Origin of the sequence: Streptomyces sp. NPDC059906, from assembly GCF_042730645.1 — a bacterium.
Taxonomy (GTDB): Bacteria; Actinomycetota; Actinomycetes; order Streptomycetales; family Streptomycetaceae; genus Streptomyces; species Streptomyces rubrogriseus.
In genome coordinates, this window is sequence record NZ_JBHWKU010000015.1 from 16,687 (window position 1) to 40,278 (window position 23,592).

Annotated in this window: 17 protein-coding genes and 2 pseudogenes; 7 read left to right on the forward strand and 12 right to left on the reverse strand. The window is 70.8% G+C overall.

The genetic code is table 11. From position 1 onward, the window contains the following. Window positions 1-37: 37 nt before the first annotated feature. Window positions 38-994, reverse strand: coding sequence for an NAD(P)-dependent alcohol dehydrogenase (locus tag ACFV9J_RS22705; RefSeq protein ID WP_385356669.1), 957 nt, complete (start codon window positions 992-994; stop codon window positions 38-40). A 157-nt stretch (window positions 995-1,151) separates the two neighbouring features. Between ACFV9J_RS22705 and ACFV9J_RS22710 the strand changes: the two genes are divergently transcribed. Then, window positions 1,152-1,751 carry a TetR/AcrR family transcriptional regulator gene (locus tag ACFV9J_RS22710; protein ID WP_385356670.1) on the forward strand — a complete coding sequence of 200 codons (600 nt, stop codon included), beginning with the start codon at window positions 1,152-1,154 and terminating at the stop codon, window positions 1,749-1,751. Between the two features lie 7 nt (window positions 1,752-1,758). Here the strand turns inward: ACFV9J_RS22710 and ACFV9J_RS22715 are convergent, their stop codons facing one another. Beyond that, the gene (locus tag ACFV9J_RS22715; RefSeq protein WP_385356671.1) at window positions 1,759-3,267 is read right to left on the reverse strand and encodes a carboxylesterase/lipase family protein; all 1,509 of its coding nucleotides are present in this window, start codon (window positions 3,265-3,267) and stop codon (window positions 1,759-1,761) included. Between the two features lie 22 nt (window positions 3,268-3,289). Then, entirely contained in the window at window positions 3,290-4,204 is a 915-nt protein-coding gene (locus tag ACFV9J_RS22720) for an MBL fold metallo-hydrolase (RefSeq protein ID WP_385356672.1), read from the reverse strand. Between the two features lie 241 nt (window positions 4,205-4,445). On the opposite strand from ACFV9J_RS22720, the gene ACFV9J_RS22725 reads away from it, so the two are divergent. Continuing rightward, a complete protein-coding gene (locus ACFV9J_RS22725; RefSeq protein WP_385356673.1) occupies window positions 4,446-7,238 on the forward strand; it encodes an AAA family ATPase in 2,793 nt (930 codons plus the stop codon). Window positions 7,239-7,276: 38 nt separating this feature from the next. Here ACFV9J_RS22725 and ACFV9J_RS22730 read toward each other — a convergent pair whose 3' ends face one another. After that, the gene (locus tag ACFV9J_RS22730; protein ID WP_385356674.1) at window positions 7,277-8,146 is read right to left on the reverse strand and encodes a LysR family transcriptional regulator; all 870 of its coding nucleotides are present in this window, start codon (window positions 8,144-8,146) and stop codon (window positions 7,277-7,279) included. Window positions 8,147-8,216: 70 nt separating this feature from the next. On the opposite strand from ACFV9J_RS22730, the gene ACFV9J_RS22735 reads away from it, so the two are divergent. The 4 genes from ACFV9J_RS22735 to ACFV9J_RS22750 all read left to right on the forward strand — a co-directional run bounded on the left by ACFV9J_RS22735 (window position 8,217) and on the right by ACFV9J_RS22750 (window position 12,038). Then, on the forward strand, window positions 8,217-9,116 hold the full coding sequence (locus tag ACFV9J_RS22735; RefSeq protein WP_385356675.1) for a DMT family transporter: 900 nt from the start codon (window positions 8,217-8,219) through the stop codon (window positions 9,114-9,116). A 56-nt stretch (window positions 9,117-9,172) separates the two neighbouring features. Next, window positions 9,173-10,996, forward strand: coding sequence for a M14 family zinc carboxypeptidase (locus ACFV9J_RS22740; protein WP_385356677.1), 1,824 nt, complete (start codon window positions 9,173-9,175; stop codon window positions 10,994-10,996). A 362-nt stretch (window positions 10,997-11,358) separates the two neighbouring features. Then, window positions 11,359-11,634, forward strand: coding sequence for a hypothetical protein (locus ACFV9J_RS22745; protein ID WP_385356678.1), 276 nt, complete (start codon window positions 11,359-11,361; stop codon window positions 11,632-11,634). Then, the gene (locus ACFV9J_RS22750) at window positions 11,631-12,038 is read left to right on the forward strand and encodes a PIN domain-containing protein (RefSeq protein WP_385356680.1); all 408 of its coding nucleotides are present in this window, start codon (window positions 11,631-11,633) and stop codon (window positions 12,036-12,038) included. Before ACFV9J_RS22745 ends, ACFV9J_RS22750 begins: the two co-directional genes overlap by 4 nt. Window positions 12,039-12,201: 163 nt before the next feature. On the opposite strand, the gene ACFV9J_RS22755 is transcribed toward ACFV9J_RS22750, so the two are convergent. The 4 genes from ACFV9J_RS22755 to ACFV9J_RS22770 form a co-directional block, all read right to left on the reverse strand. Continuing rightward, window positions 12,202-13,392 carry an FAD-dependent monooxygenase gene (locus ACFV9J_RS22755; protein ID WP_385356681.1) on the reverse strand — a complete coding sequence of 397 codons (1,191 nt, stop codon included), beginning with the start codon at window positions 13,390-13,392 and terminating at the stop codon, window positions 12,202-12,204. A gap of 100 nt (window positions 13,393-13,492) precedes the next feature. Beyond that, a complete protein-coding gene (locus ACFV9J_RS22760) occupies window positions 13,493-14,983 on the reverse strand; it encodes an MFS transporter (RefSeq protein ID WP_385356682.1) in 1,491 nt (496 codons plus the stop codon). Between the two features lie 118 nt (window positions 14,984-15,101). Beyond that, window positions 15,102-16,127 carry a low temperature requirement protein A gene (locus tag ACFV9J_RS22765; RefSeq protein WP_385356684.1) on the reverse strand — a complete coding sequence of 342 codons (1,026 nt, stop codon included), beginning with the start codon at window positions 16,125-16,127 and terminating at the stop codon, window positions 15,102-15,104. A gap of 152 nt (window positions 16,128-16,279) precedes the next feature. After that, on the reverse strand, window positions 16,280-17,908 hold the full coding sequence (locus ACFV9J_RS22770; RefSeq protein ID WP_385356686.1) for a DHA2 family efflux MFS transporter permease subunit: 1,629 nt from the start codon (window positions 17,906-17,908) through the stop codon (window positions 16,280-16,282). Window positions 17,909-18,030: 122 nt separating this feature from the next. Between ACFV9J_RS22770 and ACFV9J_RS22775 the strand changes: the two genes are divergently transcribed. After that, the gene (locus ACFV9J_RS22775) at window positions 18,031-18,519 is read left to right on the forward strand and encodes a MarR family winged helix-turn-helix transcriptional regulator (RefSeq protein WP_385356862.1); all 489 of its coding nucleotides are present in this window, start codon (window positions 18,031-18,033) and stop codon (window positions 18,517-18,519) included. A 46-nt stretch (window positions 18,520-18,565) separates the two neighbouring features. On the opposite strand, the gene ACFV9J_RS22780 is transcribed toward ACFV9J_RS22775, so the two are convergent. From ACFV9J_RS22780 to ACFV9J_RS22795, 4 genes and pseudogenes are all read right to left on the reverse strand, one after another. Beyond that, window positions 18,566-19,234: a response regulator gene (locus ACFV9J_RS22780; protein ID WP_385356687.1), complete on the reverse strand. Its 669-nt coding sequence runs from the start codon at window positions 19,232-19,234 to the stop codon at window positions 18,566-18,568. Then, complete coding sequence (locus ACFV9J_RS22785) at window positions 19,231-20,472, reverse strand: sensor histidine kinase (protein ID WP_385356688.1); 1,242 nt, start codon at window positions 20,470-20,472, stop codon at window positions 19,231-19,233. Before ACFV9J_RS22785 ends, ACFV9J_RS22780 begins: the two co-directional genes overlap by 4 nt. A gap of 99 nt (window positions 20,473-20,571) precedes the next feature. Beyond that, a pseudogene (locus ACFV9J_RS22790) lies at window positions 20,572-22,788 on the reverse strand (MMPL family transporter). A 572-nt stretch (window positions 22,789-23,360) separates the two neighbouring features. After that, a pseudogene (locus ACFV9J_RS22795) lies at window positions 23,361-23,470 on the reverse strand (transporter); the annotation flags it as partial. Window positions 23,471-23,592 lie beyond the last annotated feature (122 nt).

A 23,592-nucleotide genomic window follows, 5' to 3' on the forward strand; every position in this document is an offset into this window, starting at 1 on the left:
ACTGACGCGCCGGACCAGGGGATCCGCGGGTCGTGAACTAGGGGAGCCGCAGGTCGACGACGTACTTGCCGCGGACGCCGCCGGCTTCGAGCCGGTGATGGACCGCCGCGATGTCCCGCATGGGGAAGACCGTGTCGATCACCGGCCGGATCGTGCCCGCCTCGACGGCCCGGGTGAGTTCGGCGATCCGGTCGGCCGAGGGGTTGTTGCTGAACATCTTGACGCGCCGGGGAGTGGCAGCCGCCCGCAGCGCGGTGCCGAGCATGGAGGAAACGACGCGGTCCGAGTCGAAGGAGAGGGCGACCAGACGCCCTCGGCGGGCGAGCCGCGCCCGGTAGGCGCCCAGGTCGGTGCCGACGACGTCGACGATCACGTCGAACCGGTCGAGGTCTTCGGGCCGGGCCGTGCGGTAGTCCACGGCTTCGTCCGCCCCGAGCCGGGTGATCCAGTCGAGGTTGCGGGCGGCGGCGAGGGCGGTGACGTGCGCGCCCAGCGCCTTGCCCAGCTGCACGGCGACGCTGCCGACGCCGCCGGTGGCGCCGCGGACCAGGAGCCGTTCCCCGGGCTGGAGTCGTGCCTTGCCGCTCAGGGCCGTCATCGCGGTGGTGCCCACCACCGGCAGGGCGGCGGCTTCGAGCAGGTCCAGGTTCTCCGGCGCCCGGGCCAGCCGCTGCTCGGGCACGGCGACGTAGTCCGCGATCGCCCCGAAGGTGAGGTGCGGCATCAGCCCCCACACCGCGTCCCCCACGCTCCAGGCGCGTACGCCGCTGCCGAGGGCCGCGACCCGGCCGGCGAAGTCGCTGCCCAGGCCGCGGGGGAAGCGGACGCGGGTCACCCGGCGCATCCTGCCCGCCCGGAAGGCGGTCTCACCGGCGTCCACGCTCGCGGCGTGCACCTCGACGAGGACTTCTCCCGGTCCGGGGCGGGGTGTGGGGACGTCGTCGACGCGCAGAACCTCGGGCGGGCCAAAACGGTCGAACTGTACGGCTCGCATGCCTTCGTCTCCTGTGTCGTGCGGCAAAAACGGGGTACCCCTCCGCTTTTTCTCGAATATGGGGCCACCCCCCACTTCCTGTCAAACGACGCAGCCCCACGGCGGTGCAAGAATGGGGTGTCACCCCGTTTCGCCGGCGAGGAAGGAGACCACGAGTGTGAGCTGGGAGAACCCGGGCCCGCCCAAGCGTGCGGACGCCCGCCGCAACTACGACCGGATCCTCGGGGCCGCCGCGGCCGAGGTCGCCCGGCACGGAGCCGACGCCTCCCTGGAGGAGATCGCCCGGCGGGCCGGCGTCGGCTCGGCCACCCTGCACCGCCACTTCCCGTCCCGGTGGGGCCTGCTCCAGGCCGTCTTCCAGGAGCGCGTGGCGCAGCTGTGCGGCGAGGCCCGGTCCCTGGCGGCCGAACACCCGCCGGCGACCGCTCTGACGCGGTGGCTGACGTCCCTGGCGGTCTTCGGTGCCGTCACGCGCGGCGCCGCCCGTTCGCTGCTGCAGGCGACCGGCACGAATGCGGCGTCCGCGCGGGATTCGCGCTGTGAGCAACTGCTGCTGGAGGCCGGCGCCGGCCTGCTGGCCCGCGCCCAGGACGACGGAACCGTCCGCGAGGACGTGACCGCCCTCGAACTGCTCTCCCTCGCCAACGCGGTGTCCCTCGCGGCCGAGCACATCCCCGACGCCGCCCACCACGCCACCCGGCTCATGGGGATCGCCCTCGATGGCCTGGGCGCGCCCGGACCCGGCCCCCGGGGGTGACCCGCGGTCAGCTCCACGCCTGTCGTTCCAGGCCGCGGGGGTCGTCGACCTGGCGCCACTCGGCGTCGATGCGCATGGTGGCCCGGCGGTCGGTGTCGTACGGGTCCCAGCCGGGGTCGCCGGTCCGGGCGAACCGGATCCAGGTCGCGTGGACGCGGGCGGCGAGGTCCGCGGGGGCCCGCTCCGGGCCGAGCAGGGCGGCGGGGCCGTTGAGTTCGGGCCGGTCCGCGAGGTCGAAGACGAAGGGCAGTTCGACCGCGTGGGTGGCGCCGAGTTCTCCGTCCAGGGCGCGGGACCGCCAGGCGAACTCGTAGGCGTAGGTGGCGCCCCGCGGATGGTCGGCATGGTCGGCATGGTCGGCATGGGCGCTCGCCAGCGCACGGCTGCCCGCGCCGAACAGAGCGTCGGCCATGACGGCGGAGCGCAGCTGCCCGAAGGACGCCCCGGGGCGTGACGCACGGTAGGTCTCGACCAGCCGCGCCGGATCGGGGTGCGCGCGTGCGGCGGCCTCGTCGACGTCGGCGGCGGTCGAGGTGGCGTACTTGCCCACCGGGACCAGGTAGAGGTTGCCCTCCTCGGTGTTGGTGCCGACCAGCAGATCGACGTCGGCGGCGCGGCCGGCGGCGACGGATGCGGCGGGCTGGGTGCCGAGGACCAGGCTGAAGGGGCTGAGGCCGATCAGCGGGTCGCCGTGGGTCCCGGTCCGCAGGTCGATGCCCGCGAGCCCGGACGCCGCCTCGACGAGCCGCTCGTCGGGGATGCCGGCGAACGCGTCGACGTGCGGCTCGATGCCCAGGGCCAGGGCCGCGGCCCCGGTGACGCGGGCGGCCTGCTCGGGTGTGAACGCGCCCAGGCCGCTGCCGCTCTGCACGATCGCGCGGCGGAGCAGCCCGTCGGCCCCGGGGGTGGCGAGGACGCCGCCGACGACGGTCGCCCCGGCCGACTGGCCGAAGAGGGTGACGTTGTGCGGGTCCCCGCCGAAGGCGGAGACGTTCTGCCGCACCCAGCGCAGCGCGGCGACGACGTCGAGCAGGCCGCGGTTGGCGGGCGCCCCGGGGATGTCCAGGAACCCGGCGATGCCGAGCCGGTAGTTGAGGGTGACCAGGACGACGCCGTCACGGGCGAAGGCGGAGCCGTCGTACAGGGTGGCCCGCGTCGATCCGGCGACGAAGCCGCCGCCGTGGACGAAGACCATGACCGGCAGTTCACCGGCCCCGGTGGCGGGCGTGAAGACGTTGACGGTGAGGTAGTCCTCGCCGCGGCTCCAGCCGGTGCCGAAGTAGGGGGTCATGTCGACGTCGCCGAGCCTGCGTTCGGACTGCGGGGCGTTGGGTCCCGGCGCGGTGGCGTCCCGTACGCCGTCCCACGGCTGGTGGGGCCGCGGCGGGGCGAACCGGCCGGCGCCGCGGGGCGGAGCGGCGTACGGGATGTTCAGGAAGGTGCGGGTGTCGCCCCGGCGCAGGCCGCGGACGGCGCCCTGTGCGGTGGTCACGACGGGTTCGGGGTGGTGGTTCATCTCGCGTGTCCTTCCGCGGGCCTCAGACCGACTCGGTGTACCTGGCGAAGGGCGCCCAGCCCTTGACGGCGAACTTGCCGCCCTCGCGGACGACTTCGGCGGCGCCGTGGCCGCCGAGATGCGCGGGGAAGACGAGGGCGTTGCTGTCCACCGCCGAGCCCAGGAGCCGGTGGCGGGTGGCCCGGGCCTCGGCGGGGTCCTCGCAGAAGCAGCTGTTGGCGTCGGGCTCGTGGATCTGGATCGGGCTGTGCATCAGGTCGCCGACGAACAGGGCCCGGTCGGAGCCGGACTCCAGCCGCAGCACCGACGAGCCGGGGGTGTGGCCTGGTGCGAGTTCGAGGCGCAGGTTGGAGTCGATGCGGTGGCTGTCCTCCCACAGCCGGGTGAGACCGGCCTCGTGCACGGGGGCGACGCTGTCCTCGAAGACGTTCTGGTTGCCGCGGCCGAGCAGGGTCTTGATCTCGTTGGCCGGGTTCCAGTAGTCGAAGTCCGCCCTGGCCATGAGGTAGGTGGCGTTGGGGAACGTCGGTACCCAGGTCCGGCCGTCGAGGTAGGTGTTCCAGCCGACGTGGTCGACGTGCAGGTGGGTGTTGATCACGATGTCGACGTCCTCGGGCCGGACCCCGGCGCGGGCGAGATTGCCCAGGAAGTCGGTGTCCAGGCGGCTCCACACCGGCGCGTACGGCCGGTCCTTGTGGTTGCCGACGCCGGTGTCGACCAGGATGGTCCGGCCCTCGCTGCGCAGGACCCAGGTCTGGATGGCGGTGTTGACGATGCGGGTCTCGGCGTCCAGGAAGTCCGGGACCAGCCAGGAGCGGTGCGTGTCCCACGCCTGGGCCGGGCTGTCCGGGACGAACGCCTCGGGCGTCATGCCGACGGGGCCGTAGTACTCCCGGACCCGGGTCACGGTGACGTCGCCCAGGGTGATGGTGTCCAAGGGGTGCTCCAGTTCAGAAGATCTCCAGAGGGCCGGGCGTGAACGCACGCCCTGTTCCGCAAGGGTGCGTCGCGGGTGACGGGCGGCGGTATGCGTCATGTGACTGCACCGGTGTCCGCCCGGACCCGTGGTGGGCGGCCGCGACCGGCGGTGACCGACCGTGAGCGGCTGGGGGACGGCAGGAATACGGCCGCGGCCCGGCCACGTTGCCGTCAGGGTTGTCTCAGTTCCTGGAGCATCCGTGAAGAATGGTGAACGCGCCCGAGCGGACGACGGCTCGCCCGCGGGCCCCGGTCCGGCCGTGCTGGGCCGGGAGGCCGAGATCGCGGAGATCAGGAGCCGCGTCGCCGCCGACCGGTCCCGCAGCTCGGTGCTGCTCGTCGAAGGCGACCCCGGTGCGGGCAAGAGCGTCCTGCTCGACCTCGCCGTGCGGCTGACACGCGGTACCGGCCGGCGGGTACTGAGGGCGGTGGGCAGCGAGTCCGAGACGCCGCTCGCGTTCGCCGGCCTGCACCAGTTGCTCCGCCCGGTGCTGGGCAGCCTGGACGGCCTCCCGGCACGCCAGCGCTCCGCGCTCCGGACGGCCCTGGGACTGGCCGATCAGGCCAATACCCCCGACGCCCTGCTCGTCGGCCTGGCAGTGCTGACCCTGCTGTCGGACCTGTCCGAACCGGCACCGCTGCTCGTGGTGGTCGACGACGCCCAGTGGATCGACCGCGCGTCACTGGACGTCCTCTCCTTCCTGGCCCGGCGCATGGACAGCGAGCCCGTCACGCTGCTGATGGGCGTGCGCGCCGCGGCCGCACTGCCCGGGTTCGACAAGGGCTACGAGCGCCTGGGGATCGGGCCGTTGAGCGGTGACGCGGCGAACCGGCTGCTCGATGAGCAGCCGAAGCGGCCCACCGGCCGTACCCGGGCCCGGATTCTGCGGGAGGCGGCGGGCAATCCGCTGGCCCTGGTCGAACTCGCCCGCGCCGCGGCGCACAGACAGCCGGAGGGCAGCAAAGTGGAGGGCCCGCTGCCCGTCACCGACCGGCTGGAAGAGATCTTCGCGCGCCACCTGCGGCACCTGCCGCAAGCCTCCCGCCGCGCCCTGCTGTCGCTCGCCACCGCCGACGCGGCGGACGCCCCGGTGGCCGCGCGGGGCCTGCCCGAGGCCGACGACACGGTGTGGCTGCCCGCCGAACGGGCCGGTCTCGTACGGCGGGACGGCACCGGGGTCTCCTTCCGCCACCCGCTCGTCCGCTCGGCGGTCTACCACGCCGCGCCCTTCGAGCAGCGCAGGCGGGCCCACCTCGCCCTCGCCCGACTGCTGGGCGAGGAGCCCGACCGCCGCGCCTGGCACCTCGCCGCCGCGGCCGTACGGCCCGACGAGCAGGTGTCGGCGGCTCTCAGGGAAACAGCGGGCCGGGCCAGGCGCCGGGGCGGCCACGCGGCCGCTGCCGCCGCTCTGGAGCGCGCCGCGGAACTCAGCCCGCACCGCGCGGACCAGGCGGCCCTGCTGGCCGACGCCGCGGACACGGCCGTCTTCACCGGTCAGCTCGGCTGGGTGGAACACCTGGCCGCCGGCGTACGGGAGCGCAGTGACGACCCGGCGCTGATCGGCCGGGCCGCGCTGGCGACGGGGCGGCTCATGACCATGGGTCCGCACCACACGGCCGCCTTCGCGCTGCTGTCGCGCGTAGCCGACGAGGCGGCGGCCACCCGGTCGCCCCGCCTGCTGGACGCGCTCGCCGCGGCGGCGGTGGTCCGCTACTACTCGGGCGAGGAGTCCCAACGGCAGCGGATCGAGGCCCTGCTCGCCGATGTGCCGGACTCCGCCGCAGGTGGTGCGCTGCGCGCCTGGGTACTGGCCGTCTCCGATCCCACCGGCGCGGGAGCGTCCCTCGCCGCGGCGCTGCCCCGGCTGATCGCCGCGGCCGGGGACGAGGCCGGATCACTGACGGCGCTCGCCGTCGTGGCCTGGCTCCTCGACCAAACCCCCCTCGCGACCAGGACCTTCGACGAGGCGTTCGGCCGTTGGCAGGCCCATGGCCCGCTGCCGGCCGGTCTGGCCTGCGCCGCCGGCTGGGCCTATCTGGAGCAGGGCCGCTGGGCCGACGCCCGCTCGGTGGCCGCCGAGATCGCGGAGGTGGCCTCGCAGGCCGGACTGGATCACGCCGAGGCGTGCGCACGAACCCTCGACGCGACCGTGCTGGCGCTGCTCGGTGAAGCGGCCGAGGCACGCGACAGCGCCGAGCGGGCGCTGGCCCTCGTCGATCCCCTGGAGAGCCGCTCCGTCGCCGTCTTCGCCCGCCGCGCCCTGGGGCTGGCGGCGGTGGCCGAGGGCGACTACGACAGCGCGTACGCGCAGTTCCGCGCCGCCTTCACCGAGGACGGCGACCTGGTCCACTACCACGTCTCCCCCACCGTCCTGGCCGAACTCGCCGCGGCGGCCGTCCGCCGAGGACACCGCGAACCCGCCGCACGACTGCTGGAGCGCTCGGCACGGCACCTGGGCCCCGGCATGTCGGCACGGCTCTTCCTGCTGGTCGAGCGAGGCCGTGCCCTGCTCGCCGAACCGGAGCGTGCCGAACGCCACTTCCGGGCGGCGCTGGCCGGGGAAGCGGGCGAGCAGTGGCCCTTCGAGCGGGCGCAGACCCGGCTGGACTACGGAGAGTGGCTGCGCCGGCAGCGTCGTGTGGCGGAGGCCCGCCCCCTGCTCACCGGAGCCCTCGACACGTTCCGGCGACTGGGCGCCCGGCCGTGGATCGACCGCGCGAAGGCAGAACTGCGAGCCGCGGGCATCGAGGCGAACACCGCCGCGCCCGGTGCCCTCACCGGGCTCAGCCCTCAGCAGCAACAGATCGTCCAGCTCGCGGCCCACGGCCTGACGAACCGCGAGATCGGGGAGAAGCTGTTCCTCTCCCCCCGCACGGTCGGCTCACACCTCTACCGGGTCTTCCCCAAGCTGGGCATCACCGCCCGCGCACAACTACGCGACCTGCTCGAACCGGTGCTGCGGCCCGCGAAGGCACGGGGGACTGCCCTCTGACGATGAGGGTCGGCCGGACCGGCGGGTGCGGCCGGTCGTCAGTCCGCGGCGGCGTGCGGGTGGATGGTCTCCCGGATGAAGGCGGCGAGGTCCAGTACCGCCGGGTGGCCGGGCGGGCTGGACCAGGCGAGGTGGACGGGAACCGGTGCGGCATCGGTGAGGGGCAGGTAGGCGACGCCGGGGTAGGGGTAGACGTCGGCAGTCGCCGTGGTGGTGATGCCGAAGCCCTCGTCGGCTGCGATGGCGGCCAGCCAGTCGTCGGTGTTGCCGACCTCGGTGACGGCCCGTGGCTGATGCTCGGGGGACCACAGCCGCAGTGTGGTGGTACCCGAGACGACGTTCATGATCAGCGTCCGTCCTGCCAGGTCGTCCAGGGTGAGCTCGGCCCGGTCGGCCAGGTCACCGTGCAGGGACACGGCCGCGGTCCGCCGCTCATGGAAGAGAACGGTGCTGTCCAGGCCGGACGCGGCGAGCGGGCCCCGCAGGATGATCGCGTCGACCCGGCCCCGGGCGAGGCCGGCGAGGCTGTCGTCGGTACGCAACAGCTGCAGCGGCATCTCGGGGTGTAGTTGCCGCCAGCGGTGCAGGACAGTGGAGGTGTGGCGGCCGAGGGCAGACCACGCGTGTCCCAGCCGCAGCGGCCAGGGGCCCACGCGGGCGGGATCGAAGGCGGCTTCCGCCGCGTTGAGGGCGGCCGCGGCGCGGATGCGGAAGGACCGGCCCGCGTCGGTCAGGCGCAGATGATGGGTCGAGCGGTCGACCAGGCGTACGCCGAGATGCGTCTCCAGCGCCTTGAGGGTGCGGGAGAGCGCGGGCTGGCCGATGCCGAGGCGCGCGGCGGCGCGCGTGACGGAGCCCTCCTCCGCGACGGCGAGGAAGGCCCGCAGGTGACGCAGTTCCATGGTCATGCCTACAGAGCATAAGCGCTGGAGAATCGGCATTTCCGCGCCGCCGTCGTGGGCCTCTAGCGTGTCGGGCATGAGCACTGTTCACACGGCTCCGCCCGTTTCCTCCCCCACCGCTCCCGGGAACCTGCGCGCGGGGCAGGGCGCCGGGATCGGCCTCGTCCTGGGCGGGCTGCTGTCGCAGGAGTTCGGGGCGGCCCTGGCCACGTCCCTGTTTCCGCGGGTCGGCGCCGCGGGGGTCGTGACCCTGCGCCTGGTGCTCTCGGCGCTCGTGCTGCTCGCCGTGTGCCGTCCGGGAATCCGCGGACGCGGCTACCGGCGCGCGGACTGGGCGGCCGTCGTCGCGTTCGGCGCCGCTGTGGCGGGCATGAACCTCCTCTTCTACCAGTCCATCGCCCGCATCCCGCTCGGCACCGCGGTCACCTTCGAGGTGCTCGGCCCGCTCCTCCTCTCGGTCGTACTGGCCCGGCGTGCGGCGAGTTGGCTGTGGGCCGCTCTCGCGCTGGCCGGGGTGGCCCTGCTCAGCCGGGGCGGTCTCGGCCAACTCGATGGGGCGGGCGTCGCGTTCGCGCTGGGCGCGGGAGCCCTGTGGGCGGCGTACATCCTGCTGTCGGCACACACCGGCGGCCGGTTCCCGAAGACCGACGGTCTCGCCCTCGCCATGGCGGTGGCGGCCGTCATCAGCCTGCCGATCGGGGCCGCCTCGTCCGGCAGCGCGCTGCTGAACCCGGTGACACTCGGCCTGGGCGCGGCGGTCGCGGTGCTGTCGTCGGCGATTCCGTACAGCCTGGAACTGCTGGCCCTGCGCCGGGTGGTCCCGTCCGTGTTCGGGGTGCTGAGCACGCTGGCCCCGGCGGTGGCCGCGGTGGCCGGCTACCTCGTGCTCGGGCAGACCCTTTCGCTCCTCGACGTCGGCGCCGTCGCCCTGGTCGTGGCGGCCAGCGCCGGTGCGGCCCTCGCCTCCGGAAGGTGAGTACCTTGAGGATCACACCAACTCATCCCCCACTCAACGTACTTGGAGAGCTCTCGATGCCCCTGGAAACCCTCGCCGAGCAGTCGCGGTTCCGCCTGACCGGTCGCCTCGACGAAGTGGAGACACTGTGCGCCGGCTTCACCGAGCGCTGGCCGGGCGCGGTGCGCAGCTTCGTCTACGGGCAGTCGGCCGAGGGACGCCCGATGCGCGCCCTGCTCGTCTCCCGCACCGGCGCGTTCACCCCTCAGGCACTGCGCGAACAGGGCATCCCGCTGCTCCTCGTCCAGGCCGGTATCCATCCCGGTGAGAGCGACGGAAAAGACGCCGGCTTCGCCGCACTGCGCGAACTCCTCGGCGGCGAGCCACTGGCGGACGCGACGGGCGGGTCCCCCATCGAGACCCACGCGCCGCAGCAGGACCCGCTCGCGCACCTCGCGATCCTGTTCGTCCCCGCCTTCAACACCGACGGCCACGAGCGCACCGGACGCTGGAACCGCCCCAACCAGACCGGCCCTGAGGAGACCGGCTGGCGCGCGACCGCGCACAACCTGAACCTCAACCGCGACTACACCAAGGCCGACTCGCCCGAGATGCAGGCGATGCTGGCCCTGATCCGCGACTGGGACCCCCTGGTCACCGCGGACCTGCACGTCACCGACGGGGCGGACTTCGAACCCGACGTCTCCATCCAGGTCGAACCGATCCATCTCGGCGACCCGAAGCTGCGCCCCACCGGCATCGGCCTGCGCGACGCACTGATCGGCAAACTGTCCGCACAGGGCTCGCTGGCGCTGCCGTTCTACCCGGACCTGGCCATCGAGGACGACCCCACCTCCGGCTTCATGGTCACCGCGTACTCGCCACGCTTCTCCACCGGCTACTTCCCCACCCGCAACCGGTACACCGTGCTGGTGGAAACCCACTCCTGGAAGGAGTACGCCACCCGAGTCCGGGTCACCCGCAACGCCATCGTCGGACTAGCCGACCTCATGGCCGTACACGCCCCCGCGTGGGCGGCAGCGGTGCGCGCGGCCGACGAACGGGCCGCCCTCCTGGGAGGCGAGGACGTGATCCTCGACATCACGGTCGACCGCAGCGAACCGGCGAACGAGACGGCCTCGCCGAACCCGTCCACAGCGACCACAGCGACCTCAACGACCTCAACGACCTCAACGACCACCGTCATCGACTTCCGCGGCTACGCATACACCCGCCACGTGTCCCCCGTCTCCGGCGAGCCGGTCCCCGTATACGACCCCACGACCCCGCAGATCTGGCGCGTGCCCTACTACAGCGGCGTACTGCCGTCCGTCACGGTCCGCGCGCCACGCGGCGGCTACCTCGTGCCCAGGTCCTACGCGCCGCTGATCGCCGACAAGCTGACCCTGCACGGACTGTCGTACGAGACGCTGGACCGCCCCGTCGACCACCTGCGGACCGAGGTGTTCCGCGCGACGGGCGCGGACTTCTCCACGGCCCCCTTCGAAGGCCGGATGCAGCTCACCGTGCAGGGCACGTGGCGCGCGGAACCGCAGTCGCTGCCGGGCGGCGGCCTGTTCGTGCCGATCGCACAGCCCGGCGCGCGCCTGCTGATGACACTCCTCGAACCGCAGAGCCCGGACTCTCTCGCCGCCTGGGGCTTCTTCAACAGCCACTTCGAGCAGAAGGTCTACGTCGAGCCGTACGTCACCGAGATCTTCGCCGCGCAGATGCTGGAGCAGGACCCGGCGCTCGCCGACGAGTTCCGCGCAAAGCTGGCGAAGGACGCCGCGTTCGCCGCCGATCCCGTGGCGCGCCGCGAGTTCTTCGAACGCCGCCACGCTTCATGGGACACCCGGTTCGCCCTGTATCCCGTCCTACGCACAGAGTTGACTCCGTAGGCGCCCGGCCTCCACCAAGAGGGGAATGGAGCGGCAACACAGCGCCGGACCACCGCTTACCGAAACCGGCGACCGGAACGACCCGCAGCCCGGAAACCCAAGGGCCCGACCCCGCAGAGCCGGGCCCTCTGACCTGCATGTTCGCCAGGTCGGCGACGTGGCGTTAGGTCACCCGCTACACGTTGAAGCGGGATTCCACGACAAGGCTGTGACCTGCGGAAATACAGACGCATCCCAGCACCATCCCAGCACGGGATCCGCAACAAAGTACAAGAAGATCCAGTGGCGCCGAGACTACGCCGCCGAATGCGGGCTGTGCAGCATTCCACCCGGTGTAATAGTTCCTGTACTAGACTGGCGTCATGAAGTCACCCCGCCCCGGCGGCACGGAGAACATCTCCGTCTCGATGCCCTCGGAACTCCTCGGTGCGCTACGCACGCGCACCGGCAAGCGCGGCGTGTCCGCCTACGTGACCGCGGCGGTTCGGCACCAACTGGCGATGGACGGCCTCGCCGAGATCGTGGCCGCTTACGAGGCCGAGCACGAACCACTGAGCGAGGCCGAGGTCCAGGCCGCGCAGCACGAACTGTTCGGTGACGCACCGGCGCCGTACGCGTCGAACGACAGCGCCGCATGAAGGATCCCTCGGCCAGGTCCCTGGTTCTGGACTCCCAGGCACTGTCGCTACTGCTGCGTAACGATCGCCAGATGATCACCCGGATCGAGGCCGCACGGCGCGTAGGCGTGCCCGTCCTCGTGTCGGCTCTGACGGTAGTGGAGGCCGTCTACGGGAAGACGGATACCGCCCGGTTGCGCTGGCTTCTCTCCCGCCTTCAGGTGCAGGACGTCACCCAAGCGGACAGCCTCACCGCGGTGCAACTACTGAGCGACGCCGGTGGCCTGCACGGCCACAAGTACGCCATCGATGCCCTCGTCGCCGCGATGGCGCTCCGCTCCCCGGCGCCCGTCCTGGTGCTGACCTCGGACCGCGACGACTGGTCGAAACTGTGCGGAGACCGCGTACAGGTCAAGGACGTCTGAGCTTCTCCGGGTATGAGTCGGTGCGGCAAGGATGCGGCGACCTGAGTGCTGCGAGTGGCCGTTTGCGGCTGGTGGCCAAGTCGGGGCCTGAAGCCGGACAGCGGATTGGTGTTGCAGCCCCTGCCGACGAGGCCCAGCACAGTGCAGCGAGCGATCATGACCGCTAAAGGCCGTACGGGGGCAGCTTGAAGGTGTCGGCAGGTGGTACGAGGAAGCGGTTGAGGGCTTTGGCGATATGGGGCCGGGAGGCGGCGCGCAGTACGGTGTTGAGGGTCTGGATACCGACCCGGGTACGGGGGAAGGCGATGCGGGGCACGCCGCGCGGCAACTGCTGGGCGCGGGTGACATAGGGGCGGAGGAGGTGCTCGTAGCGGGCGAACGCGTTGCTGTGATGCGCGTGGTGGGCGAGTTCGCCGGCCAGGATGTAGGCGCCGACGAGGGCGAGGCTGGTGCCCATGCCGCTGAGAGGTGAGGCGCAGTATGCGGCGTCGCCGATGACGGCGATGCGTCCCCGGGACCACGCGGGCATGCGGATCTGGGTGGCGGAGTCGAGGAAGAAGTCGTCGGCGGTGTCCATGGCGGTGAGGATGCGCGGGATCTCCCAGCCGGCGCCGGCGAACAGACGACGCAACAGTTGCTTCTGTTCATCCGGTGCCAGGCGTTCGTCTCCGCGGGGTGGGGAGAGGTAGGACAGACAGGCGCGGGTGGTGCCCTGGTTGTCGGGGCGCAGGGTCGCTGTGCGTCCTTGGGTGGTGTTGTGCCAGCGTGCCCAGCTGCCGTCCGAGGGCTGGCGGGGGATGGTGAAGTACGCGGTCGTCAGGCCCACGGGGCGGATGTCAGTGATGTCGCCGAAGGTCAGGTCGCGGGTGCGGGAGCGGGCTCCGTCGGCGGCGACGACGAGGTCGAACACACGGTCCGGCCCGTTGCGGAAGGTGACGTCGACCCTCTTCCCCGTGTCGGACAGCTGTGTGATCTCGTCCCCGAACAGGTACTCGGTGTGCGGGTGGGTGTCCTCGTTGAGGATGCGGGACAGGTCGGCGCGCAGGATCTCCAGGTCGGCGATCGGGCCTTGGCCGCTGAAGGCTCCGCTGGCGAAGGCGGCTTTGATGCGGTTCGCCGCGTTGACGAAGCGGATGCCTTCCTCGCGGGTGGCGTGGGCCCGAAGGGTGCGTTCCAGGCCCATCTTGCGGGCGACGTCCCGCCCGGCGCCGCGCAGGTCCACAGTCTGTCCGCCCTCCCGCGGGGCGGAAGCCCGCTCGACGAGGGTGGCCTGCATTCCGTGCCGTCCGAGCCAGTGGGCCAGGGCCGGACCGGCGATGCCGGCTCCCGCGATCAGCACGTTCCGGTGTGTCATGACGCTCCCTTTCGGCTTCCTCGCCATCTCCCGTATCGGGAAGCGGCCCCGGTGCGCGGCCCGTTCGGGCCGCTTGTCGTGCACGGTCCCCGGCCGGGGCTCACACGGTGAGGTGCTGCTTGGCGCCGGAGTCGTCGGCAGCCGTCTCGGGGGAGACGCCGTGCTGCTCTTCTTCGGGGCGGCCCTTCTTGGGCAGCAGGAAGGTGATCGCGAAGAAGACCACCAGCAGACATGCCTGGACGATCAGCGCGCGGTGGAAGCCGCCGGTGAAGTCGCCGGTCTTGGCCTGGGCGAAGAACACCGAGCCGAAGACCGCGACGCCGATGGAGCCGCCGATCGCCTGGACCGCCGACAGGACACCGGAGGCGGATCCGATCTCGTCGTCGTCGACCGCGGCCAGGATGAAGCTGAACAGGGCGGCGATCACCATGCCGGCGCCGATGCCCGCCACCGCCACGCCGGGAGCGACGTCCCAGATCGAGAACGAGGCGGCGTCGAGGCCGTCGAGCTCGAACCACAGCAGGGCGGCGCCGGCCAGCTGGACCAGCGGTCCGATCTGGAGCACCTTGCGGCCGATCTTGTCGGCGAGGAACGCGCCGCCGATCGCGGTTCCCACCGCGAGGGGCAGGTTGCCCAGGCCCGCGTCACCGGCGCTGAAGTGCTGGCCGATCTGGAGGAACAGGGTCAGGACGAGCTGGGTGCCGATCAGTCCGCCGAAGAACAGGGCGATGCCGCCGAGGCCGACGGTGAAGGCCGGCTTGCGCAGCAGGCCCGGGGTCACCAGCGGCTCGCGGCCCACGGCGGCCGTGCGGCGCTGCTGGAGGGCGAAGAGGCCGAACCCGATCACCGAGGCGGCCATGCACAGCCACGTCCACAGCGGCCAGCCCTCCTCCTGCCCCTGGTTGAGGGGCAGCACCAGCAGGGCACAGGACGCCACGATCAGGGCGGCGCCGGTCATGTCGACCCGGACCGTGCGGTCGCCCGCCTTCTTGGGTACGAACTTCCAGGCGACGATCAGTGCCGCAATGCCGATGGGCAGGTTGATCAGGAACACCGACCGCCAGCCCAGGCCGAAGAAGTCGCCCTCGATGAGGAAGCCGCCCAGGACCGGGCCGATGATGCCGCCGAGACCGAGGACGGGTCCGAAGATCGCGAAGACCTTGGTGAGCTCGGGGCCGGAGAAGTTTTCCCGCAGCAGGCCCAGGCCCTGGGGCAGCAGCATCGCGCCGGCGATGCCCTGCAGCAGTCGGAAGGCGATCAGCAGCTCGATGCTCGGCGCGACCGCGCACAGCAGGGAGGTCGCGGTGAAGGCCGCGAGTCCGATCAGGAACATCCGGCGCCGGCCGTAGCGGTCACCGAGCCGGCCGCCGAGTACGAGCCCGGCGCCCAGGGTGAGGGCGTAGCCGCCGATCACCCATTGCAGCCCGACGGAACCGGCACCGAGGGACTTCTCCAGGTCCGGTCCGGCGACGTTAACGATCGAGGCGTCCAGAAGATCCATGATCTCCGCGACGATCATCACCGCCAGGATCAGCCAGCGCCACCGATAGGGCTCGGTCGTCTTGTCAGGGGTGGGGGACGGGTCACGCACGCCGAGTGCCTCCATCGTGAAGTAATTCTACCATGAAGGTAAAGTGGTGTCGGCGGGTTGTCAAACGCGATGACCGTGCGGACCGGCAGGCGGCCCTTCTTGAGCGGGCAGTCGCCGTTTACGACCGGGCGACCAAGGTGGAGGCGGCCTGCCCCACTACGACCAGCGTCAGGATCCATACGAACCAGCCGACGTTCAGGCCCGTACCGAGCAGACCCAACAGCAGTGGCGCGACCAGCGCGGGAACGCCGGCGATCAGCAGGGAACGCCGGGCGGCCATGCCGGCGATGAAGCTGATCGCGAAGAAAGCGGCGATGCTCCCGCAGAGCAGCCAGCGGACGCCCGGCGGCACGTGGTCCTGGGCGTGTTCGATCGCGGCCCCCAGACCCGCGGCGAGCGCGGCGAGTACAGCGGTGACCAAGCAGTGCAGGAGCATGACGAAGCGGGTGGGCAGGGCTGTCGCTGTCAGCCGCGGGACACCCGCGAATCCATGGAGCAGCGAGAGCACCCACAGCGCCACGAGCAGGGTGAACGCACCCACAGCGACCGCGACGACGGACAGGTCCCAGTGCGCGTCCGCGGTCGAGGACACGAGCTGGATGACCCCCTCGCCGAGCACGATGATGACGTACAGGCCGAGGCGTTCGGCCAGGTGGGGGACGTTGGCATAGGCAGGTTCCAGGGTGGGCAGCCGGGCTGCGCGCCGGCCGTGGTGGACGGCCTCGTTGAGCCGCTTGCGTGCTCTCTCGAGGGCGTGCGCTCCTGAGGCGGTGAACAGAACGAGTACGTCCAGCGCGATCCCGGCCGCCCAGAGCCAATAGCGGGTGGGGGCTGCAACCCAGAGGGACACGAGCCAGGGCAGGGCGCCGACGGCCATCTGGGACAACGGCCAGTCCATGACGACCTTGCCGTGCTGCCAGACAAGACCGGCGAAGAAGCGCAGCGCGACGTAGCCGACGACGAAGACCGCCGCGCGGTCGCCGCGGATCCCGGAGACCGAGCTCGCCATGGCCACCATGCCGGCCGTAATGCAGCAAGTGCGCGAGCTGGATGACACCCGCCACAACCACGAGATCGAAGAACAGTTCAACCCAGGACGCGTGCTGTGTTTCGGTGCTGCTGGGCGGCTGCGGAGCGGGAGCATCCATGGGCTGATCTTCAATCGGTGTCCGGATGGGCGCCCGTTGCGTTGCGCCGGCAGGGCGTCTTCGCCGGCGGCGCGGCGAAGACGCCCGCCCGCCACGCACGGGGCGTGACGGGCCGACGTAGGTCACGGGCGTGACGGGTAGCTGTCGGTCACGGCAGAACGGGCCCGGCCTCGGTCTCTGCCCTCTCGGTCTCGGCCTGCACCTGTGGCGGCATGGCGGGGATGAGCAGGGAAGCGAGCAGGCCCAGTGCGACGAACCCTGCTGCGACGTAGCCGCCGATGGCGACACCGTCGGACATCGCCGAGCGGGCCGCATCGGCGACCGAGGCCGTCTGCGGGTTCCCGGCCAGCGGGCCGATCGCGGCGCCCGCGCTGTCGGTGACCGCGTGGCTGAACTTGTCGGCGTCGGCCCCGGACTGGCCGGAGGAGGCCAGGCTGTCGTGCAGCTTGGAGCTGAGGGTCGTGAAGAACACCGTGGTGAGCGCGGCGATGCCGAGGGCGGAGCCGAGCTGACGGAAGGCGCTCTGGATGCCGGAGCCCTGACCACTGCTGTCGTCCGGGATGTCGGCGAGGACGACGTTGGTGACCTGGGCGGTGGCGAAGCCGACGCCGATGCCGTACAGGAAGAGCATCGCCGAGATCGCCCACCAGGAGGTGCCCGGGGCGGCCACGAGAGCGACGCCGGCCAGGCCGACGACTTCGAGTGCGAGGCCGATGCGCAGCTGGATCAGCGGCGAGATCTTGGCAGCCATCTGGAAGCTGGCGCCGCTGGCGACGAAGCTGCCGATGGCGACGGGCACCAGGGCGAGCCCGGCCTGCAGCGCGCTGTAGCCGAGCGTGAACTGCAGCCACAGCGGGAGCACCGCGACGATGCCGAACTCGCCGACACCGATGATCAGGGTGGCGATGTTGCCGTTGCGGAACGAGGCGATGGAGAACAGCCGCACGTCCATCATCGCCCTGGAGGCGTCGCCGCCGCGGGTCAGCTTCGACTGGCGGCGTACGAACAGGCCCAGCGCGAGGGCGGCGAGGATCAGCGCGACCAGGACGGGCGAAGGCCCGCTGTCCCAGTCGAAGCCAAGGATGCTGAGCGGGTGGATGCTGACCACCCAGCCGTAGATGCGGCCCTCGACGAGCCCGAACGCGAGCAGGCCGAGCCCGATGACGGACAGCACTGCGCCGAGTACGTCGATGCGCCCCTTGGTCCGGGGCGAGCGGGCCATATAGCGCACCACGCCGAACGCGACAAGGACGGACAGCGGCACGTTGATGCCGAACGCCCAGCGCCACGAGACGTGCTCGGACAGCCAGCCGCCAAGGAGAGGGCCGAGCGCGGCGGCCGCCCCGATGGTCGAGCCCCAGACCGCGAACGCCTGGCCCCGGGCCTTGCCGGTGAAGTTGGCCTTCAGCAGCGCCAGTGAGGTCGGCAGGATCATTGCCGCACCCGCGCCCTGCAGGAAGCGAGCGAGGATCAGCAGCTCGCCGTTCGGCGCCAGACCGGCGAGCAAGCTGGTGGCACCGAAGACCACGACACCCCAGGTGAAGACCTGGCGGGCGCCGAGCATGTCCGACAGGCGTCCGGTGAGCAGGAGCAGCGCGGCGAAGACGATCGCGTACGACTCCTGGATCCACTGCGCCTGCGAGGAGTTGACGCCCAGGTCCTCGACGACCGACGGCGTGATCACGTTCACGATCGTCGTGTCCACGACGATCAGCGCCACGCCCAGGGCGATGGCGATCAGTCCAAGCCACCGCTTGGTGGCAGTCGAGTCCCGCATCTCAACACCTCCATGGTGAAGCAATTCCACAATGAAGGTAGGTTGGGGTGGGTAGATTGTCAAAGGCGACCTGCGGGTGCAGGTCCAGCGATGTTCATACAGGGGAAGGACGGCCGCTGATGATGGAGGAATCGGCCCTCGACGGCGCGACTGAGCGGCGCGAGCTGCTGGTGGAAGCCCTGAGGGTCTACGGCGGGCACTATGCCGAGCTCAGCCGCAGCTTCGCCGCCTATCTCGGCCTGTACGCCACGGACGCAACCGCCCTGCTGGAAATCATCGAGGCCGAGGAACGGGGCGCCCCGATCTCCCCGGCCCGCCTCAGCAAGCGCATCCTGCTCTCGTCAGGTGCCACGACCGCATTGCTCAACCGCCTCGAAGGCGCCGGGCACATCGTCCGCAGCCGCGAGCACAGCGACCGCCGCGTGGTGACCCTTCGCAGCAGCCCGCACATCCAAGAGCGCGCCGATGAATTCTTCCGCCCGCTGGCCGCGCCCATGGACGCCATCGTCGGCCGCTACCCGTCCGAACTCCTCGACCAGTTCAGGGGCTTGCTGGGGGAGATGTGCGCCGCCATGGACACGCACCTCGCGCAGGTGAACCAGGACGCGTAAGCGCTCCGAGCCCAGGCGCACACTGGAACGTGCGCCGCTACCGGTTTCACGCCGGGCGAGCCGGGCGGACCAGGCCGGACTGGTAGGCGATGGTGACGAGTTGCGCCCGGGTCCGCGCGCTGAGTTTGTTCATGATTCTTTGGACATGGCTGCGCACGGTCAGGGGACTCAGCACGAGCTCCTGTGCGATCGCGTCGTTCGAAAGGCCGGCGGCGACGTACGTCAGCACTTCCCGCTCTCGTGGGGTCAGGGAGTCGAGTACGGGGGGCAGCCCGGACGATTTCGGGGCAGCGAGAAATTGGGCGATCAGCGCCTTCGTGGCCCGCGGAGAGAGCAGAGCGTCACCTGCCGCCACCGTACGGATGGCAGCCACCAGTTGATCCGCCCCGGTGTCCTTGCCGAAGAATCCGCTCGCTCCGGCCCGCATGGCCCGCGCGACGTACTCGTCGATCTCGAAAGTGGTCAGGACGAGCACGCGAGTGTCGGTAAGGGTGTCGTCGGCACAGATCATCTCAGTGGCGGCCAGACCATCGAGGCCGGGCATGCGGATGTCCATCACCACGACGTCGGGACGGTGGGTGCGGGCCAGTTCGACGGCTTGCGTACCGTCGGCGGCCTCTCCCACGACCTCCATGTCGTCGCTCAGCTCGATCAGCATCCGGAACATCGAGCGCAGCAGCGTCTGGTCGTCGGCCAGCAGGACGCGGATGGTCACGTCGTGTTCTCCTCGCTGATCGGCCCGCGCGGCGAGCCGGGCTGGGACGGTTCGCGTTCGCGGGTGTGCAGCGGCAGCTCGGTGGCGACCTCGAATCCGCCCTTCGAACGGTGCCCGGCGAAGAACCGTCCGCCCAAGGACAAGGCTCGCTCTCGCATGCCGATCAGTCCGTAGCCGGTGGACTCGGCCGCGGGGCGGGCCGTTCCCCGCCCCGCGTCGGCGATGGTGATCCTGAGACAGTCGCGGAGGTAGACGAGACGCACCGCTGCCTCATCGGTGCCGGCGTGTTTGGAGACGTTGGTGAGCGCCCCCTGGATGATCCGGTACGCCGTCAGGTCAACGCCTGGGGACAGCTGCTGCTCCGCTCCCTCGGTCGTGACGCTCACCTCGAGACCGAGCTGCCGCAAGGACTCGATGAGGTCGGGCAACCGGTCGAGCCCGGGGGTCGGCTCCAGCGGCGCCTGAGGATCGTCGCTCTGGCGCAGCACGCCGATGCTGGCCCCGAGCTCGCGCAACGCGGACGTGGTGGTGCCCGCGAGCTGGCCGAGGAGTTCCTCCGCCTGCTGGGGGCGGCTGTGGATAAGCCGTGCGGCGGCGACCGCCTGTGCATTGGCCAGGGTGATGTGATGGGCGACGACGTCGTGGAGTTCCCGCGCGATCCGCATCCGTTCCTCACCCACCCGACGGCGGGCTTCGTTCTCGCGGGTCTGCTCCGCGTGCTCGGCCCGGTTCTCCACGGCGGCCAGGTAGCCGCGCCGCAGCCGTGCCAAACTGCCCGCGACCGCGGGCAGCAAGGTCCAGGGAACGGCCACGAAGTGCGAGGCCGACAGCCATCCGCCGGGGCCGAATACCAGCGAGGTGACCACCAGCAGGGCGGTGGCGACGATGGTGTACGTCCTCGTGGTCTCCCGTCCGGTGTGCGCCGCCAGCGAGTACAGCGCGGCCATCAGCGAACCCATCAACAGGGGCGTGAGCTGGAAGCCCAGGGCCTCCATCGCCATCGTGCATCCGGTGGTCGCCGCCACGACGGCCCGGGGGTGTTCCCGGTGCCACAGCAGCACGATGCATCCGAGGGCGGCAAGGAGCACGGCGGAGGGTGCCAGCACGCCCGTGTAGTTGCTGTAGTCGGGCGCTTTGAGCATGCTGCCGGGAAAGGAGAGCCCGAACAGCGCCAGGGCCACCACCACGTCGAGCGTCCGGGGCCGACCGCATACATACCGCTGCCAAGTGGTGCTCATCGGGATTCTTTCCTCGGGCTCTGGACCATGATGGGTGACGGCGCCGTGACATGCGCGCAGGCCGCCCGTGTCGGCACGGGCGGCCTGCGCTTCCTTCCGTCAGCGCACGAGCGCCGACTCCTGCCCGGCAGGGTTCTGCGGCGCGGCACCCTCCTCATGTGTTCGTGTCAGCGTTTCGCCCTCCACATCCACCCGCGGCAGGATCTTCGCCAGCCACCGGGGCAGCCACCAGGCTTTGTCGCCGAGCAGTGCCAGGACCGCGGGCACGATCGCCATCCGTACGACGAAGGCATCGAAGAAGACGGCCGATGCCATGCTGAAGCCGATCATTTTGATCATCGATGCGCCGGCACCGATGAAGCCGCCGAACACCGCCATCATGATCAGGGCGGCGGCCACGACCACCCGCGCGCTGGTGCGGAAGCCGGAGGCGATCGCCTGATCGGGCCGGTCGCCGTGGATGTACGCCTCCCGCATTCGTGTCACGAGGAAGACCTCGTAGTCCATCGCGAGACCGAACACGATTGCGATCATGAAGAGCGGCATCATGCTGAGGATCGGCCCGGTCTCCTCGACGCCCAGGAGGCCGGCGAGCCAGCCCCACTGGAAGACCGCTACAACGGCGCCGAGTGCGGCGCTGACCGACAGCAGGAAACCGAGCGCCGCCTTCACCGGCACCAGGACCGAGCGGAAAACGACCATCATGAGAAGGAAGGCAAGGCCGACGACCACGGCGAGATAGGGAACCAGGGCGCCCTTGACCTTCTGCGCCACGTCGATGTTCATCGCCGTCATGCCGCTGACCAGGACCGTCGCTCCGGTGTCCACCTTGAACCGGGCCGCTTGCCCCCGTACGCCGTGGATGACCTTGTCGGTCTTGCTGTCGGTCGGCGCCGTGGATGGCACGGCGCTCACCATGGCCGTGTCGCCCGCCTCGTTGAACCGCGGCGGGGAGACCGACACGATTCCTTCGACCTTCGCAATCTCGGCGACCACGGTGTCAGCCGTCGCCTATGGGTCCTTGACGCCCTTCGCGTCGACGAGCACGGTCAGCGGGCCGTTGAAGCCGGGGCCGAACCCCTTGGCGAGATCGTCATAGGCGCGGCGCTCCGTCGTGGACGTGGGCTTCACCTCGTCGCCGGGCAGACCCAGTTGCAGGTCCATCGCCGGTACGGCCACCACACCCAGGCCAACTACTCCCAACAGGAGCACAGACAGCGGGCGACGCAGCACGAACCGGGCCCAGCGGGTGCCCGCGTTGGGCTTGTCGGCCACGGCCACGGCCGGCTTCTCGGCCTTGCGTGCCTTGCGGGGCAGCACCGCATGCTGGAAGAAGCCGAGCAGCGCCGGCACCAGCGTCAGCGCGATCACCACAGCAAGGGTGACTACGCCGGCCGCGGCCAGACCCATCTTCATGAGCATGGGAATACCGATGACGGACAGCCCCGCCAGCGCGATCACCACCGTCAGACCGGCGAAGACCACCGCGGAGCCCGCTGTGCCCACCGCCAGACCCACCGCTTCCTCGGGCTCATGGCCCTTCGACCGCTCCTCGCGGTAGCGGGAGACGATGAACATGGCGTAATCGATGCCGACCGCCAGGCCGAGCATCACCCCGAGCGTGCTGGTTGTCTCGGACAAACCGAGCGTGCTGCCCAGCGCGGTGATCGAGGCCACACCAACCCCAACACCGATCAGAGCCGTCAGCAGCGGCATGCCAGCAGCGGCGAGCGATCCGAAGGTGATGAGCAGGATCACGGCCGCGCCCGCGACACCGAAGAGCTCACTCGAACCGCCGAACTCGTCCTTGGCGAGCGCCGAACCACCGATTTCGACCCTCAGACCCGCATCACGAGCAGCCTGCGCCGCGTCCTCAAGACCCGACTTGGAGTCCTTGCTGAGGTCGGTGGCCTTGGCCTTGTAGGTGATGGTGGCGTACGCGGTCGAGCCGTCCTTGCTCACCGCCTGCGACTCGAACGGGCTGAGGGCAGCATCGACCTGGGGCCCCTCGGCGATGTCAGCCACGGCATCGTCGATGGCGTGCTTGTTCTCGGTAGCAGTCACCTTCTGCCCGCTCGGGGCGACGAAGACCAGCCGGGCGTCGGCACCGTCGGACTTGCCACCGGGGAAGCGCTGATCCATGAGGTCGAAGGCCCGCTGCGACTCAGTGCCCGGCATCCCGGTCTCGTCGTCCGGCGCTGCCGGGGCATTGGCCGCGGCAAAGCCGACGACGGCCAGCAGCGCCACCCAGAGGAGGGCGACATACCGGCGTTGCCGGAAGGCCATACGGCCCAGTCGATAGAGGAGTTTGGCCACGGCAGAGTTCTCCGCTCTAGATCATGAGGTGGTAAGGCAAGAGAGGGTCGGCCGGGGTTCGGACCGGACACACATCGAGCCTCGCTGCTCACGGCCCCTGCGTCGTCATCCCACTGCCCGCAATCGCGCTTGGTGTGATGGGAGTACGTCACACCGCCAATTTCCGCCTCAGGGATGACAAGCGGCATCGCGACCCGATGCGACAAGACCGCCGCGTCCTACCAAGCAGCCATCACCCTCGACTCGCTCCTGATGTGGGCGCGCCATTTGACGACGGCTTCTAGCGGTGGCGGAACCGGATCCGAGTAGGGATGGTCACCTGGTCAGCGATCTCGCCGCGGCGAAGAACGTGGGCCGACGCCGGAAACCAACCTCAGCAGAGGACCGCAGCAGTAGCAGGGCCGCGTGGGAAGGCGGCGGCAATATAGCGGCGGCTCCCCGGTTACCGAAACCGGGGAGCCGCCGAATACTTGTACCTCCACCGCCACTTCGTGATTGCCCGTCGAAAGGCAGCACAACGACGATCCATAACCGTCACCGCCACACGGCACGCAATACCTGTTCCTAGCCCGTCACAGTGCGGCGTAGCTCAGCCGGAACAGGTCCTGGGCGCGCTCCAAGTCCCGCTCGGTGCGCAGCTGAACGTGCCATGGCGGCCGAGCCGGGTCACGCCCCGGGTAAAGCATCAGCGAGGAACGTTCCGCAGGATCCGGACCGCGGAATATCGCCGTGAAGAAGACGTGAAGGCAATCTCGCTCGCGAACTCCCCGCCACCGAACGCCAAACTGCGCACATCCCAGCACG